The organism is Actinokineospora sp., assembly GCF_052390155.1.
Classification (GTDB): Bacteria; Actinomycetota; Actinomycetes; order Mycobacteriales; family Pseudonocardiaceae; genus Actinokineospora.
On record NZ_JBQTHF010000073.1, the window covers coordinates 78,245 to 93,949 of the forward strand.

Consider the following 15,705-nt stretch of genomic DNA (forward strand, 5'->3'; position numbering starts at 1 on the left):
CGGGTGGGGTGCGAGGATGGCCGGGTGTCGAGCACCGTGATCGTCATCCTCGTCGTCGTCCTCGTGCTGCTGGTCGCCGCCCTGGTCACCGGCGTCGTGCTGGCCAGGCGCAGGCGGATCAGCCTGGGCGAGACGCCGCCCGAGGTCGAGCGGGCGCCGCGGCCCAAGGGCGGCGGCTACCAGGCGGGCGGCGGGATCAGCCTGGCCCCCGGCGGCGCCCCGCCGCACCCGGCGGGCGACCGGACCGAGGTCGACGGCCAGCCCGGCGTCGGCGACGACGCGTCGGTGCCGCGCGACTCCGAGCGGCGCGACATCGTCGACGTGGTCCTCCCGGACGCCACACTGCCGGGAATCGAGACAGTGCCGGGAATCGAGACAGTGCCGGGAACCGAGACAGCCCCGGACTCCGACCCGCCGACCGAGCGCATCCCGGTCCAGTCGGAGCCGATCACCGAGCGCATCCCGGTCCAGACAGCGCCGTCCGTCGAGGAGATCGCCCCGACCGCGGGCCGCCTGGAGCGGCTGCGCGGGCGGCTGGCGCGGTCCCGGTCGGCGTTCGGCCAGGGCCTGCTCGGCCTGCTCGGCGCGGGCGACCTGGACGAGGACTCCTGGTCCGACATCGAGGACACCCTGCTGCTCGCCGACCTCGGCGCCGCCACCACCGAGGAGATCGTGGACCGGCTGCGCACCGAGCTGGTGGCCCGCGGCGTGCGCAGCCCCGAGCAGGCCCGCGCGCTGCTCCGCGAGGTCCTGATCGACGCGCTGCACCCGGCGATGGACCGCGCCGTCCGCGCCCTCCCGCACGCCGACGGCGCCCCCGCCCTGGTCCTGGTGGCGGGCGTCAACGGCACCGGCAAGACCACCACCACCGGCAAACTCGCCCGCGTCCTGGTCGCCGACGGCCGCACGGTGGTGCTCGGCGCCGCCGACACCTTCCGCGCCGCCGCCGCCGACCAGCTCCAGACCTGGGGCGACCGGGTGGGCGCCGAGACCGTGCGCGGCAAGGAAGGCGCCGACCCCGCCGCGGTGGCGTTCGACGCGGTCAAGGCGGGCCGCGCGGCCGGGGTGGACGCCGTGCTGGTCGACACCGCGGGCAGGCTGCACACCAAGACCGGCCTGATGGACGAACTCGGCAAGGTCAAGCGCGTGGTGGAGAAGCAGGCCAAGATCGATGAGGTGCTCCTCGTCCTCGACGCCACCACCGGCCAGAACGGCCTCACCCAGGCCAGGGTGTTCGCCGAGGTGGTCGACGTCACCGGCATCGTGCTGACCAAGCTCGACGGCACCGCCAAGGGCGGCATCGTGTTCCAGGTGCAGCGCGAACTCGGCGTCCCGGTCAAGCTGGTCGGCCTCGGCGAGGGCGCCGACGACCTCGCCCCGTTCGACCCGGCCGCCTTCGTGGACGCCCTGCTCGGCTGAGGCACGATCTCGTGCAAACGGATGAGGACATCCGGGTGGCCCGGGGGCACCGTGTCGGGTGTGGACCTCGTTCGAGTCTGGCTAGTCGACGACCATGAGCTGCTGACCGAGGCACTCGCCGCGCGGCTGTCGCGGCTGCCCGACCTCTGGGTGCTCGGCCGTTCGACCACCGACGACCCGCACCTGCACACCCGGCTCGCCATGGAGCGGCCGAACGTGATCGTCTTCGAACCCGAGTCCGACCGCGACCTCGCGGACGCGCTGCACGCGGCCGTGCCCGCCGCGCACCTGGTCGCGCTCACCGGCAGCCACGACCTGATCCGCGCGGTGGCCGCCGCCCGGGCGGGCGTGGCCGCCTGGATCCCGAAGGAGTCGAGCACTGAGCATCTCGTCGCCGTGTTGCGCGGCGTCTGCCTCGGTCACTCCTGGTATCCGCCCGAGTACCTCGGTCCCGTGCTGCGCGGCCTGCGCGAGGACGCGCGCCGGTCACGCCTGGGCCAGGGGCCGCTCGACGCGCTGTCGGTGCGCGAACGCGAGGTGCTGGCCTGTCTGGTCGACGGCAAGCGGGGTGCGGAGATCGCCGCGGGCCTGGGGCTGTCCGCCAACACTGTGCGCACTCACACCCACAGCCTGTACGCGAAACTCGGCGTGCACTCCCGGCTGGCGGCCGTCAGCCTGGCGCGCGACGCCGGGATGGCCACGACCGGGCCCGATCCCGTCCAGACGACGTAGCCCGCCTCATCCAGCGGGCCGAGCCACCCGCGTTCGTCGGAACCTACGGTCGGTGCGGGCGGAGTCGAGAGGGACTCACTGCTGCCCGCAGCAGGGGGTGGAGGCGTGGTGTTCGGTCGCTTGATGCGCCGATGATCCCGGCGTGGCTGCTCGCCGTCCTGACAACGGGCGTCGGATTCCTCGTCAGGGCCGTCTTCGGCATGCTGCACCGCGACCGGGAGCGCGGCTCGCTCGCGGTGTCGCGCGGTGAACCGGTGCTCGGCGAGGTGGCGGTGCTCATTCCCGCGCGCGACGCCGAGGGGGAGATCGAGGCCGCCATCGACGCCGCGGCCAGGCTGGTGCCCCGCACCGACATCCACGTCGTGTCCGACGAGTCCGCCGACAACACCGTCGACGTGGCGCACGCGCGCGGGGTGAACGTCGCCGAGACGCTGACCACGCTGGGGCGCGCGGGCGCGGTCGCGGCGGGCGTCGAGGGCTTCAAGCTGGCCGACCGCTACACCTACCTGCTGGTCCTCGACGTCGACCACCGCCCGGCCCCGAGCTTCCTTGACCGGACGCTGCCGCTGTTCGACGACCCCGAGGTGGTCGCGGTCGCGGGCTACGCGCACACCGAGTGGGAGACCGCTCGGCGCACCCCGGTCGGCCGGGTCCTCACCGCCTATCGGGCTCGTACCTACGCCGTGGTCCAGTGGCTGCTGACGGTGGCCCGCACCCGTCCGGGCGCCGAGGCCTCCCGGTGGCTGCCCAGTCCGGCGCGGATGGTCCGGGCCAGCGCGCTGGCCGAGTTGGAGGTCGCCCCCACCGGGCTCGCGATCACCGACTTCGACCTCTCCCTGCAGGTCTACCGGCGCGGACTCGGCCGCGTGGTGGTCGTGCGCGGCGCGCTCGTCGGCACCCGCGACCCGGACGACCTGCGCACCTATCTCCGGCAGACCCGCCAGTGGGCGCTGGGGTTCTGGCAGGCACTGCGCCGCGGTGTCCGCCCGCGCGTCGTGCTCGGCTACGCGGCCGACCAGGTCGTGACCGCGCTGGTGCTGGTGGCGGTGCCGGTGCTGCTCGCGACGGGGCTGGTCACCTGGCAGGCGGCGCTGGTGGGCGTGCTCCTGCCGGACTTCGTGCTGACCCTGCTCGTCGCCCTGCTGCGGCGCGACGCCCGCTACCTGCTGCCGGGCCTGGCCTTCTCGGCCGTGCGCGTCGTCGACGCCGCGGTGCTGCTGGCCGCGCTGCCGCGTGGGCTGTTCGGCAAGCCGGTGCCCGCCGCGTGGCTGAGCCCGGTGCGCGGCATGGCGCCCGAGCCCGCCCTCGACACCGCACCCGCCGTCGCACTCGCAGCCAGGACGACACCCGGAGCCGTGTCCGTGGCAGTGCCCGAAGCCGAGCAGGCACCAGAAACCGTTGCCGAGCAGGAACCTGAAGCCGCTGCCGAGCCGGTACTCGACGTGGCAGCCGAGCAGGCACCAGAAGCGGGTGCCGAGGCAGTGCCCGAAGCCATGGCCGAGACAGTGCCCCCCACCGCGGCCGAGTCAGTGCCCGCCGCGGCGAGCGCCAAGCCGCCGTGGTGGCGGACCCGGTCCGCCGCCGGGCTCGGTTGGGCGCTGGCCGCCCTGTCCGCCGCCGCGCTGACCGTCCGGGTCGCGCTGACCTCGGCGACGCTGCCCGTGACCGCCGCCGAGCCCACGCTCGTGGACGCCGCGTTCGGCCGGGTCGCGGGGCTGGACGGGGTGCCGGTGCCCACCGGGCTCGCCACCACCAATCTGCAACTCGTCGTCTACGGGGCGGTGACCAGGGCGTTCGACCGCTACGGCAGCGTGCTGACCAGCGCGCGCGAGCTGTCCGTCGCGGCCGTCGGCGGCACGGCGCTGTTCCTGATCCTGTTCGCGGTCACGCTGCGGCTGCGGCCGCTCGCGGTGGCCGTCGCCCTGGCCGCGGCGACCGTCTGCGGGCCGGTCGTCGCCGCGTTGGTGCCGGTCGGGCCCGGGGTGATCGCGGCGGCCTGGCTGGCGGTGGCCGCCGCCGCCACCGGGCTGGCGGTCGCCCGGCGGGACGCGCGGCCGATCACCGTCGTGGTGCTGGCACTGCCCGGCGCGCTGGTGACCGCGCCCGCGCTGGTCGTTCCGCTCGCCGTGGGCGCGGCCGTGTGGTGCGCGGGCGCCCGGTCGCGGCTGCCCGGGTGGCGGTGGCCCGCGGCGATCGGCGGCGCGCTCGCGGTGGGGGCCGGGGCCTGGGTGGCGCTGTCCGCGCTCGGTGTCCTCACTGTCCCGCTCGCCACGGTGCCCGGGGCGCAGCGTTCGGCGCTGCTCGCCGGGTGCGTGGTCGCCGCCGCGGGCGGCCTGCTGATCGCCCGGACCCGGGCGCTCGCCGCCGGGGTGGTCGCCGCGGCCGTGGTCGCCGCGCTGCTCGGGCCGGGTGGCGACGCGCTGGTGCCCGCCGGTCTCGCGGGCGCGCTGTTCGTGGTGACGCTGCTCCTGCACGAACTCGGCGAGCGGGTGCCCGTGGGCGGCATCGCCGTGGCGGGCCGCGCGGGGGTGGCGCTCGCCGCGCTGGCCGTGCTCGCCGGGGCGGCCTGGGGTGCGCCGCGGCAGCCGCCGTCCGCGCCCGTGGTCGACCACCGCGCCGTCGTCACCTGGTTCACCGCCGCCGCCGACCCCGCCGCCGCCCTGTCGGCGCCGCCGCTGCTGTGGTCCGAGCTGCGCCGCGACCTGGTCGACGCGGGTCAGTCCGCCGCGCGGGCCCGCCCGAGCGGGCCCGCCGACCTCACTGTGTCCACAGTGGACGATCCGGCGCCGCCGCTGGCCCGCTTCGGCGGCCTGACCGTGCGGCTGACCGGCACCGGCGCGGGCTACATCGTCGACGGCAACCGCACCGCGGCGGGCGCCCAACTCGCCCGCAACACCCGGATCGACGCCGCCGAGGACGTGCGCGCCGCGCTGCGCGAGGGCCGCGTCGACCTACGGGCGATGACCGTGCTCGCCGAGATCTGCGCCACGTACGACATCACCGTGGCCTCGACCCTCAACCCGGCGGCCGAGCGCGGCTCCGGGCTCCCGCACCGCACCGTCGTGCTGTCCGAAGTGGACGGTAAGCCGGTCGCCGACCCGGTGATCGCCGCCGCGCTGCGCGAGTGGCTCGCCGCGCAGCGGCCCCCGTACGCGCCCGACGACGTTCGCCGCACGCCCCGAGGTGTCGAGCTCACCTGGCGGCTCCCGACCCTGACCGATGCCGCTCCGCGACTACCTCCCCGATAGAGGAGAACCCATGTCCAAGAACCCCAGACGCTCGCTCGTCGCGCTGCTGGCCGTCGGCCTGCTGGCGGCGCTGATCGCGGGCGTGGCACCCGCGCACGCGGCGACCGGCACCTACCTGCGCCTCGCGCACCTGTCGCCGGACACGCCCAACGTGGACGTGACCGTCACCAACTTCGCCCGCCCGGACTGGTCGGTGAAGCTGAACGGCGTCGGCTACGGCGACGTCTCGGGGTACCAGCGGATCGAGCCCGGCACCTACACCGTCGCCATGCGCGCGGCGGGCGCCCCGCCGTCGAGCAAGCCGGTCATCACCGCCACGCTCGACGCGACCGACGGCCGCGCGTACACCGTCGCGGGGCTCGGCGCGTTCAGCACGCTAGCGCTGCGGGTGCTCGACGACGACATCACGCTGCCGCCCGCGGGCCAGGCGCGGATGCGGGTGGTCAACGCGGCGCCGAACGCGGGCGAGCTGGACATCGACCGGGCGGGCGTGCCGGTGATCGAGCGCGCCGCGTTCGGCGAGGCCACCGCCTACACCCTGGTCGACGCGGGCTCGACGGTGCTGCAGGTGGTGCCGAAGGGTGCGCCCGCGACCGACCTGCCGGTGACGCTCGACCCGGGCGGCGTCTACAGCATCCTGGTGCTCGAACGCGCGGGCGGGCTCACCGCCGTGGTCCGGGCCGACGCCAAGGGCGCCGAGATCGTGCCGACCGGCGGGGTGGAGACCGGGTTCGGCGGCCTGGCGCTCAGCGCCACGCTGGGCCTGCTGGTCGCCGCGGGTGCCGCGGGCGGGCTGTTCACCGTCGTGGTGTTCCGCCGCCGCCGCAGCGGATGACGGCAGGCTCGATCCGGGTCGCGCTCGGTGCGCTCGCGGCCGCGGCCTGCCTGGTGGTGTCGTTCGGGGTCGCGGGCGCGGGGCGCGATCCGGCGCCGCCCGCCCCGACCACGGCGCCGCCCGCGCCCACGTGGTTCGTGGCGACCGAGTCCGTCGACCGGGGTCCGGTCCGACCGATCCGGGTGCGCATCCCGGCGATCGGCGTGGACAGCACCCTGGTCGACCTGGGCGTCGACGGCGCTGGCGTGCTGGTGCCGCCCGAGTCGGCGGACACCGTGGGGTGGTTCACCGCCGGGCCCGCGCCCGGTTCGGTCGGTCCCGCGCTGCTCGCCGGGCACGTCGACTCCCGGGCGGGGCCAGGCGTGTTCTTCCGGCTCGGCGACCTGCGGCCGGGCGACACCATCGAGGTGGACCGCGCGGACGGCAGCCGGGTTGTGTTCTCCGTCGCATCCACCACGCGCGCGCCGAAGGAGGCTTTCCCCACCGATCTGGTCTACGCGCCCACCCCCGTGCCGGAGTTGCGGCTGGTCACCTGTGGTGGCGCGTTCGACCGAGCCGTGCGCAGCTACCAGGACAACGTGATCGTCGAGGCGGTTCTCGCGAACGGGTGAGATTGTCGGCGCAACGAAAACCGGGTCGGCGCCGACTTTCGTAGTGAGAATCTTCCTGGGGGGCACATGAGCCAGCCTGACGACCCACGCATGGGCACTGGGCGAAGACAGACCGACTGGTACAGCCCGGCCGCGCTGCGCGACCTGCTGCACGACCTCGGCCACAACCTGGCCACCGTCGCCCTGCTCACCGAGTCCGTCATCACCGACGACACGCTCGCCGCGGCGACCCGCGGTCGCGTCGAGTTGATCGCCCAGGAGGTGGCGCGGCTGCTCGACCTGGTGCGCGGCACCTCGTCGACCGACCGGCCGGTGGACGTGCACGGGCTGCTCGGCCAGTTCGTCTCGGTGGTCGCCGCGACCGGCGCGCCGGTCGCGCTGGCCCCCGGCGAGCCCGTCCACCTGCATGTGGACGCCACCCTGCTGTGGCGGGTCGTGGCGAACCTGGTCGACAACGCGGTACGCGCGGCGGGGCAGGCGGGCCGCGTGCGGGTGGCGGTCAAAGGGGCCGCCGGGCGGGTGACGGTCGAGGTCGCCGACGACGGACCCGGCTTCGGCGCCGGTCCGCCCGGCCGCGACGGGCGCGGGCTCGGCATCGTCGATGCCCTCGTGCGGGCGGCGGGCGGCACCATCGACATCCAGCCCGAGTTACCCACCGGTACGCGTATCGCCGTCGTGTTTCCGCGCGATGCGGACTATGACGGACCTTCGGAGGCGACATGACCGACCTGGTCCTGTGCGACGACCACGCCGTCTTCGCCGACGCCTTGGGCGCGGTGCTCGCCCAGCACGGGTTCACCGTCCGCGCCGTCGCGGGAACGGTCGCGGACTGCCTCGACGCGCTGCGCACGCTCCAGCCCGACCTGTGCCTGCTCGACCGGCACCTCGCCGACGGCGACGGCGTCGCCGCGCTGGCCGCGCTCGCGGGCGCCAGCGCGCACACCAAGATCGTGATGTTGACCGCGGACGACGACCCGGCCGCCGTGGCGACCGCGCTCGGCTCGGGCGCGGTCGGCTACCTGCACAAGACCGGCAACGTCCGCGCCCTCGCGCACGCCATGCGCCGCGCCCTCGACGGCGAGGTCGTGGTGGACGTGCCCGCGCCGCGCAGGCAGTCGCGCTCACCCGAGGTCGTCAACGCCCGCAGGCTCGCCGCGCACCTCACCCCGCGCGAGCGCGAGTGTCTCGCGCTGCTGGTCGAGGGCGCGAGCACCGAGCTGATGCGGCGCAAACTGGGCATCTCCACGACCACGGTCCGCACCCACGTGCAGGCGCTGCTGACCAAGCTGGGGGTGCACTCCCGGCTGGAGGCCGCCTCGTTCGCGGTGCGCCACCGGCTGCTCGCCGACGCGGGCGACCGCGCGCCGGGTACCTGAATCGCGTGCCGGGGGCCAGTATGGTCCCCATGGTCGACATCGAGATGCGCGGCGGCCCGGTCGAGCGGGACGCGGAGATCCTGACCCCGGCGGCACTGGAGTTCGTCGCGGGGCTGCACGCCGCCTTCGCCGACCGGCGCGCCGAGCTGCTGGAGCTGCGGACGGTCCGCCGGGCGCGGGCCGCGCGCGACCGGGCGCTGGACTTCCTGCCCGAGACCCGCGAGATCCGCGAGTCGGACTGGCGCGTCGCGCAGGCGCCGCCCGCGCTGACCGACCGCCGGGTCGAGATCACCGGGCCGACCGAGCCGAAGATGGCGATCAACGCGCTCAACTCGGGGGCGAAGGTGTGGCTCGCCGACCTGGAGGACGCCAACACCCCGCACTGGCACAACGTGGTCTCCGGCCAGGTCACCCTGTACGACGCGGTGCGCGGCACGATCGCGTTCACCTCGCCGGAGGGCAAGCGCTACGCGCTGCACCCCGGCGGCACGCCCGCGGTGATCGTGGTCCGCCCGCGCGGCTGGCACCTCGACGAGAAGCACCTGCTCGTCGGCGGCAGGCGCGCGGTCGGCGCGCTGGTCGACTTCGGTCTGCACTTCTTCCACAACGCCCAGGCCGCGCTGGACCGGGGCGCCGGGCCGTACTACTACCTGCCCAAGATGGAGAGCCACCTTGAGGCGCGGCTGTGGAACGACGTGTTCACCCACGCCCAGCGCGAACTCGGCATCGCGCCGGGGACGGTCCGCGCGACCGTGCTCATCGAGACCATCCCGGCCGCGTTCGAGATGGACGAGATCCTCTACGAGCTGCGCGAGCACGCCGCGGGGCTCAACGCGGGTCGCTGGGACTACCTGTTCAGCCTGATCAAGTACTTCCGCGACGCCGGGCCGGAGTTCGTGCTGCCCGACCGCGACAGCGTCACGATGACCGCGCCGTTCATGCGCGCCTACACCGAACTGCTGGTGCGCACCTGCCATCGGCGCGGCGCGTTCGCGATGGGCGGGATGGCCGCGTTCATCCCGAACCGGCGTGATCCCGAGGTCACCACCCGGGCGCTGGCGAAGGTGCGCGAGGACAAGGGCCGCGAGGCGGGCGACGGGTTCGACGGCTCGTGGGTCGCCCACCCCGACCTGGTGCCGGTGTGCCGCGAGGTCTTCGACGGCGTGCTGGGGGAGCGCCCCAACCAGCTCGACCGGCTCCGCGGCGACGTCGTCGTCACCGCCCGCGACCTGCTCGACGTGGCCGCGACCCCCGGCTCGGCGACCGCGGCCGGGCTGCGCGCCGCGGTCGACGTCGGGGTGCGGTACCTGGTGTCGTGGCTCGCGGGCAACGGCGCCGCCGCGATCCACAACCTGATGGAGGACGCGGCCACCGCCGAGATCTCCCGCTCGCTGGTCTGGCAGTGGGTGCGCAACGGCGTGGTCCTGGACGACGGCGCGAAGGTGACCGACGACCTGGTCCGCGCGGTCCTCGCCGACGTCCGCGCCGAGCTGTCCGACCTCGACCAGGTGGACATCGCGGCCGAGCTGTTCGCGGAAGTGGCGCTGGCGCAGGACTATCAGGACTTTCTCACCGTGCCCGCCTACGAGCGGATCTGACATGCGCACTACCCTCGACGGCGCCCTGGTGAACGACCTCGTCGCCGAACTGTCCGAAGTAGACAGTGAGCGGGCGCGGAGGTACCCGGGCGACCGCGGCACCCGCCAGCCCGTGCACACCTGCTACGTCCCCGCCGACCGCGTCCGCGCCGACCTGCCCGCGCGGTGGGGCGCCGCGGCGCTCGCCGCGCTCGACGAACACGCGCCCGACCCGGCCGCGCTGGCCGGGATCGCCGGTGTGCCCGCGGAACTGGCGCCGACGGTGTACGAGCGGGTCCGCGCCAAACTCGCCGCCGAGCCGGTCGAGGACCTGCGGATCGACTTCGAGGACGGCTACGGCGTGCGCGCCGACTCCGACGAGGACGCCGACGCCCTGCACGCCGCCCGGCTGCTCGCCGACTGGCGGCTGACCGGCGCGGGCATTCGGATGAAGTCCTTCGACAGCACCGAGTTGCTGCTGCGCGGAGTTCGCACGCTGGACCTGGTGCTCACCGAACTCGGCGAGGTGCCCGCGGGGTTCGCGCTGACCTTCCCCAAGGTCACCGCGCCCGAACAGGTGGCGGCCCTGGTGGACCTGCTGGGCATCCTGGAGCGGCGCCTCGGACTCGCCGCGGCGGCGCTGCGGTTCGAGATCCAGATCGAGACCACCCAGGCGGTGATCGACCACACCGGCCGCTTCGCCATCCCCGGTCTCATCGCCGCGGGCCAGGGCCGCGTGTCCGGCCTGCACTTCGGCACCTACGACTACACCGCCGCCTGCGGGCTCGACGCCGCGCAGCAGCACCTGGCGCACCCGGCGTGCGACTTCGCCCGGCACGCCATGCAGGTGTCCGCCGCGGGCACCGGGGTGCGGCTGTCCGACGGGTCCTCGAACGTGCTCCCGGTGGGCGACGCCGACGCCGTCCAGCACGGCTGGCGCACGCACTACCGGCTGGTGCGCCGGTCGCTGGAGCACGGTTTCCACCAGGGCTGGGACCTGCACCCGGCGCAGTTGGTCACCCGCTACGCCGCCGTGTACGCCTTCCACCTGGAATCCGCCGAGGCCAACGGGCGCAGGCTCGCCGCGTACGTCGGGCGGATCGGCGGGTCGGTGCTCGACGAGCCCGCGACGGCCGCCGCGCTCGCCCTGTCGCTGCGTCGGGCGGTGGACTGCGGCGCGCTGACCGCCGCCGAGGTGGCCGGGTACTCGGGGCTGACCGCGGCCGATCTCGACGCCTTGGTGGACCGCCGGTGAACGTCGTCTTCCGTGCGGCGCGCTGCGTGACCGGTGGTGCCGAGGTGCCCGCGTGTGTGCGCGTGCGCGACGGCCGAATCGTCGCGGTGGAACCGATCGACGCCCCGGTCGGCGACGCCCGGGTGGTCGATCTCGCGCCGGACGAGGTGCTGCTGCCCGGTCTGGTGGACACTCACGTGCACGTCAACGACCCTGGCCGCGCCGACTGGGAGGGCTTCCCGACGGCGACCCGCGCGGCCGCGGCGGGCGGCGTGACGACCATTGTGGACATGCCGCTCAACAGCCTGCCGCCGACCACGGACCTGCGGGCGCTGGAGATCAAGCGGTCCGCCGCCCACGGCCGAGTGCACGTCGACGTCGGCTTCTGGGGCGGCGCGGTGCCCGGCAACGCGGGCGAACTGGCCGCGCTGCACGCGGCGGGTGTGTTCGGCTTCAAGTGTTTCCTGCTCGACTCCGGCGTCGAGGAGTTCGGTCACCTGGACCCCACCGAACTGGTCGAGCACCTGCGCGTGACGGCCGGGCTGGGCGCGCTGATGATCGCGCACGCCGAGGACCCCGGCGAGATCGACCGCGCTCCGGTCGCCGATGGGCGCGCCTATCAGGGTTTCCTCGCCTCCCGGCCGCGCGCGGCCGAGGACACCGCGATCGCGGGCCTGATCGCGGCGGCGCGCGAGACCGGTGCCCGCGCCCATGTGGTCCATCTGTCCTCTTCGGACTCGTTGGCGGCGATCGCGGCGGCGCCGGGGGTCAGCGCGGAGACGTGCCCGCACTACCTGACCTTCGCCGCGGAGGATGTTCCCGACGGTGCCACCGAGTTCAAGTGCTGCCCGCCGATCCGCGAGGCCGACAACCGCGAGCGCCTCTGGCGCGGCCTCGCCGACGGGGTGATCGGGCTCGTGGTGAGCGACCACTCGCCGTGCACACCCGAGCTGAAACGGTTCGACACCGGCGATTTCGGCGCGGCCTGGGGCGGCATCGCGAGCCTGCAACTGGGGTTGGCCGCGGTGTGGACCGGCGCCCGCGCGCGCGGCCACGGCTTGGTCGACGTGGCCCGGTGGATGGCCGCCGCGCCTGCCGATCTCGTCGGCCTGCGCCGCAAGGGCGCCATCGAGCCGGGCCACGACGCCGACCTGTGCGTGCTCGCCCCGGACGAGGAGTTCACTGTGGACGCCGCCACGCTGCACCACCGCAACCCGGTCACCGCCTACCACGGCACCCGGCTCAGCGGTGTCGTGCGGTCGACGTGGCTGCGCGGTGTCGAGGTGACCGGGGAACCGTGCGGCGAACTGCTGGAGAGGGGAAACGCGTGACCGAATCGGTGTGGACGACGTTGCCGGACTTGGCATCCCGGCGGTTCGGCGGCTCGGTGGTGTGGGCCAACGACGAGACTTTCGCCGAGCGGGAGAACCTGCTCACCGCGGCGGCGCCGGGGTTCCGCCCGTCGACGTTCGGCCACAAAGGACAGATCTACGACGGCTGGGAGACCCGCCGCCGCCGCGAACCGGGCGACGACCACGCCATCGTGCGCCTTGGTCTGCCCGGCGTGGTCCGGGGAGTCGTGGTGGACACGGCGTTTTTCACCGGCAACTACCCGCCCGCGTGCACCGTGTCCGCCTGCGCCGTTCCCGGCTACCCGAGCCCCGACGAACTGCACGCGGCGGACTGGCACACCATCGTGCCACGAGCCGATCTTCGCGGCGACACCCGAAACCCGTTCGACGTCACCGCGGAGCGGCGTTTCACCCACGTCCGTCTCACCATTCACCCCGACGGCGGCGTGGCCCGGCTGCGTGTGCACGGCGACCCCGTGCCCGACCCGGCGCTGGTGGACCTGGACTCGATGGACCTGGCCGCACTGGAGCACGGCGGCCGCGTCGTGGCGTGCAGCAACATGTTCTACTCCAACCCGGGCAATCTGCTGGCCCCCGGCTTCGCCGCGGTCATGGGCGACGGCTGGGAAACCGCCCGCCGCCGCGACGAGGGCAACGACTGGGTCGTCGTTCGGCTGGCAGGTGAGGGAATCGTCCGCCTGGCGGAACTGGACACCAGCCACTTCAAGGGAAACGCCCCCGGCTGGGCCACCCTGTCCGGCTGCGCGGGCAACCCCGACGACCCGGCCGCGTGGTCGCCCCTGCTGGCCCGCACGCGTCTCCAGCCGGACACCCGCCACCGCTTGCTGATCCCGGACTCCCAGCCGACAACCCACGTGCGCCTGGATATCCACCCCGACGGCGGCATGGCCCGGCTACGCCTGCACGGCTCCCTCACCGACCAGGGCAAAGTCGCTTTCCTGCGCCACTACACCGAAACCGCGTGAGTCCGGCGCGGGCGATGCCTGCTGCCCGTGCGCCCGTACGGTCCTTTGTGGACGGTCAGCCGAGGGCTGCCGTCAACCGCCGTCCGCGTTCCTCTGGGGTCTGCCGGGGGCAGCTAACGCATTTCGCCTCACCGGTCGCCGCGTAGATCAAGCAGCAGGAGGCCCGCCGCACCACGGCCCGCCCGGCGACGGAGACGAATCGCGGCACCGGGAGTTCCGGTCCCACCGCCGCCGCCAACCCGACCGCGTCCGCCGCCGCGCCGCCTGCCCACAACACCCGATTGGCCAGCGAATCCGTCGCGATCGCCCACAGCGCCCGCTCCGGCGCACCGGTCACCCCCGCGATCGCGGCCGCCGCCGAACCGATCACCGATCGCAGGCGGGGCCCCGGTTCCGCGCACACCACCTCAGCCCGCGCCGCCAGCGGTCGCCCGTCCGGGTGCAGGTACAGCGTCACCGATCCCGGGTCCAGCGCCACCCCGGCCGCCACCAGCGACTCCACCGTCGGCGCCAGCAGCACCGAACTCGCCGAGTACCACCACAGCACGCCCAACACCGTCCGGTCGGCGCACCGGTACCGCTTGCCCGCCGCCACGATCTGCGCGTCCACCCAGTCGGCGTCCGTCAGCACGGAGACCGGCGCGGACGCCAGCCCGGCCACCGCCGCCCCCGCGTGGTGCGGCAACCGCGCGTTCAGCACCCGGTACACCTGCCGCGCGTCGGCCGTCATGGCGACGCTCGTCGCGCCGACCGGCCCCCGCCGTCCGACACCGCCCCGCGTCCGCCCACGGCGGCCACGTTACCGGGACGCTTCTGTAGTCGACCCCGCACCGCAGGTGCTGGAAATGTGGCCGTAACACAACCCGGTCGACAGTTCACCGCCGTGAAACCTGGGACGCCATCCGGTGAAACAGACCAATCGGATGCTTCGCGTCAATCAATAGGTTCACGGGAGGACGTAGTGAACACAGGAGACACAGCCTGGGTGCTGGCGAGTTCCGCGTTGGTCATGCTGATGACCCCGGGTCTCGCCTTCTTCTACGGCGGCATGGTGCGCGCGAAGAGCGTGCTCAACATGCTCATGATGAGTTTCATCGCGTTGGCCGTCGTCAGCGTGCTGTGGGTGCTCTACGGCTACAGCCTCGCCTTCGGCAACGACGTCGGCGGCGGCCTGGTCGGCGGCCTCGACTTCGCCGGCCTCAAGGACACCATCGGCACCCTGGTGGGTGTGGCGCCCGCCGACCCGGCGGCACCGTGGGTCGACGGCCACCAGATTCCGCACCTGGTCTTCATCGTCTTCCAGTTGATGTTCGCGATCATCACCTGCGCGCTCATCTCCGGCGCCATCGCCGACCGCGCGAAGTTCTGGGCGTGGACGATCTTCGTCGGCGTGTGGGCGACGCTGGTCTACTTCCCGGTCGCGCACTGGGTGTTCAACTTCAACGCCGTCACCGGCGCGGAGTACGTCGGCGGCTGGATCGCCAACACCCTCGGCGCGCTCGACTTCGCGGGCGGCACGGCCGTGCACATCAACGCGGGCGCCGCGGCCCTGGCGTTGGTGCTGGTCCTCGGCAAGCGCAAGGGCTGGCCGCGCGAGCCCATGCGGCCGCACAACCTGCCGTTCGTCCTGCTGGGCGCCGGTCTGCTGTGGTTCGGCTGGTACGGCTTCAACGCGGGCTCGGCGCTCGGCGCGAGCGACCTCGCGGGCGTCGCGTTCATCACCACCACCGCGGCCACCGCGACGGCCGTGCTCGGCTGGCTCATCGTGGAGCAGATCCGCGACGGCAAGCCGACGACCCTCGGCGCGGCCTCCGGTGCCATCGCAGGCCTGGTCGCGATCACCCCGGCGTGCGGTTTCGTCAGTCCGCTCGGCGCGCTGGCCATCGGTCTGGTCGCAGGCGTGGTCTGCGCCCTCGCGGTGAGCCTCAAGTACAAGCTGGGCTACGACGACTCGCTCGACGTGGTCGGCGTGCACCTGGTCGGCGGCCTCATCGGCACCGTGCTGATCGGCGTCTTCGCCACCACCAGCGTCAACGCCGCGGGCAAGGACGGGCTGATCAGCGGTGGCGGCTTCGGCCTGCTCGGCAAGCAGGCGCTCGCCGCGGGCGCGGTCATGGTCTACTCGTTCGTCGCCACGTACATCATCGCCTTCGTCATCCAGAAGACGATCGGTTTCCGGGTCTCCGATGAGGCCGAGGCCACCGGCATCGACGAGGCCGAGCACGCCGAGAGCGGCTACGAGTTCTCCAGCCTGCGCGGCGGCGGATCCTCGCTCGGCAAGACCGCGGATGTGTTGGCGCAGAAGGTGTCCGCAAGTGCGGGCAAGGAAGGATGA

General features: G+C 74.0%; 13 protein-coding genes. 12 read left to right on the forward strand and 1 reads right to left on the reverse strand.

Features of this window, described 5'->3' with window-relative positions; genetic code table 11:
• Positions 1 to 24 precede the first annotated feature (24 nt).
• From ftsY to alc, 11 genes are all read left to right on the forward strand, one after another.
• On the forward strand, positions 25 to 1,419 hold the full coding sequence (gene ftsY / locus ACT4N7_RS24155; protein ID WP_444831122.1) for a signal recognition particle-docking protein FtsY: 1,395 nt from the start codon (positions 25 to 27) through the stop codon (positions 1,417 to 1,419).
• A 60-nt stretch (positions 1,420 to 1,479) separates the two neighbouring features.
• Positions 1,480 to 2,151 carry a LuxR C-terminal-related transcriptional regulator gene (locus ACT4N7_RS24160; RefSeq protein ID WP_444831123.1) on the forward strand — a complete coding sequence of 224 codons (672 nt, stop codon included), beginning with the start codon at positions 1,480 to 1,482 and terminating at the stop codon, positions 2,149 to 2,151.
• 131 nt (positions 2,152 to 2,282) lie between these two features.
• Positions 2,283 to 5,399: a glycosyltransferase gene (locus ACT4N7_RS24165; RefSeq protein WP_444831124.1), complete on the forward strand. Its 3,117-nt coding sequence runs from the start codon at positions 2,283 to 2,285 to the stop codon at positions 5,397 to 5,399.
• 10 nt (positions 5,400 to 5,409) lie between these two features.
• Entirely contained in the window at positions 5,410 to 6,234 is an 825-nt protein-coding gene (locus ACT4N7_RS24170) for a DUF4397 domain-containing protein (RefSeq protein ID WP_444831125.1), read from the forward strand.
• Entirely contained in the window at positions 6,231 to 6,845 is a 615-nt protein-coding gene (locus ACT4N7_RS24175; RefSeq protein WP_444831126.1) for a class F sortase, read from the forward strand. Before ACT4N7_RS24170 ends, ACT4N7_RS24175 begins: the two co-directional genes overlap by 4 nt.
• A gap of 66 nt (positions 6,846 to 6,911) precedes the next feature.
• Positions 6,912 to 7,568: a sensor histidine kinase gene (locus ACT4N7_RS24180; protein ID WP_444831127.1), complete on the forward strand. Its 657-nt coding sequence runs from the start codon at positions 6,912 to 6,914 to the stop codon at positions 7,566 to 7,568.
• Positions 7,565 to 8,221 (forward strand): response regulator, encoded by a 657-nt coding sequence (locus tag ACT4N7_RS24185; protein WP_444831128.1) that lies wholly within the window; start codon positions 7,565 to 7,567, stop codon positions 8,219 to 8,221. The genes ACT4N7_RS24180 and ACT4N7_RS24185 overlap by 4 nt, the downstream gene beginning before the upstream one ends.
• A 29-nt stretch (positions 8,222 to 8,250) precedes the next feature.
• Positions 8,251 to 9,819: a malate synthase A gene (gene aceB / locus ACT4N7_RS24190; RefSeq protein WP_444831129.1), complete on the forward strand. Its 1,569-nt coding sequence runs from the start codon at positions 8,251 to 8,253 to the stop codon at positions 9,817 to 9,819.
• Position 9,820: 1 nt separating this feature from the next.
• A complete protein-coding gene (locus ACT4N7_RS24195; RefSeq protein WP_444831130.1) occupies positions 9,821 to 11,053 on the forward strand; it encodes a DUF6986 family protein in 1,233 nt (410 codons plus the stop codon).
• Positions 11,050 to 12,363: an allantoinase AllB gene (gene allB, locus ACT4N7_RS24200; RefSeq protein ID WP_444831131.1), complete on the forward strand. Its 1,314-nt coding sequence runs from the start codon at positions 11,050 to 11,052 to the stop codon at positions 12,361 to 12,363. Before ACT4N7_RS24195 ends, allB begins: the two co-directional genes overlap by 4 nt.
• Positions 12,360 to 13,370: an allantoicase gene (gene alc / locus ACT4N7_RS24205; RefSeq protein WP_444831132.1), complete on the forward strand. Its 1,011-nt coding sequence runs from the start codon at positions 12,360 to 12,362 to the stop codon at positions 13,368 to 13,370. Before allB ends, alc begins: the two co-directional genes overlap by 4 nt.
• Before the next feature lie 55 nt (positions 13,371 to 13,425).
• On the opposite strand, the gene ACT4N7_RS24210 is transcribed toward alc, so the two are convergent.
• Complete coding sequence (locus ACT4N7_RS24210; RefSeq protein WP_444831133.1) at positions 13,426 to 14,100, reverse strand: (2Fe-2S)-binding protein; 675 nt, start codon at positions 14,098 to 14,100, stop codon at positions 13,426 to 13,428.
• Positions 14,101 to 14,379: 279 nt separating this feature from the next.
• On the opposite strand from ACT4N7_RS24210, the gene ACT4N7_RS24215 reads away from it, so the two are divergent.
• Complete coding sequence (locus tag ACT4N7_RS24215; protein WP_444831157.1) at positions 14,380 to 15,705, forward strand: ammonium transporter; 1,326 nt, start codon at positions 14,380 to 14,382, stop codon at positions 15,703 to 15,705.

Bases quoted from the DNA above. Each gene is read 5' to 3' on its own strand.
- ACT4N7_RS24165 (WP_444831124.1), top strand. From the start codon at position 2,283: ATGATCCCGGCGTGGCTGCTCGCCGTCCTGACAACGGGCGTCGGATTC.
- ACT4N7_RS24170 (WP_444831125.1), top strand. From the start codon at position 5,410: ATGTCCAAGAACCCCAGACGCTCGCTCGTCGCGCTGCTGGCCGTCGGC.
- ACT4N7_RS24175 (WP_444831126.1), top strand. From the start codon at position 6,231: ATGACGGCAGGCTCGATCCGGGTCGCGCTCGGTGCGCTCGCGGCCGCG.
- ACT4N7_RS24180 (WP_444831127.1), top strand. From the start codon at position 6,912: ATGAGCCAGCCTGACGACCCACGCATGGGCACTGGGCGAAGACAGACC.
- ACT4N7_RS24185 (WP_444831128.1), top strand. From the start codon at position 7,565: ATGACCGACCTGGTCCTGTGCGACGACCACGCCGTCTTCGCCGACGCC.
- aceB (WP_444831129.1), top strand. From the start codon at position 8,251: ATGGTCGACATCGAGATGCGCGGCGGCCCGGTCGAGCGGGACGCGGAG.
- ACT4N7_RS24195 (WP_444831130.1), top strand. From the start codon at position 9,821: ATGCGCACTACCCTCGACGGCGCCCTGGTGAACGACCTCGTCGCCGAA.
- ACT4N7_RS24210 (WP_444831133.1), bottom strand. From the start codon at position 14,100: ATGACGGCCGACGCGCGGCAGGTGTACCGGGTGCTGAACGCGCGGTTG.
- ACT4N7_RS24215 (WP_444831157.1), top strand. From the start codon at position 14,380: ATGCTGATGACCCCGGGTCTCGCCTTCTTCTACGGCGGCATGGTGCGC.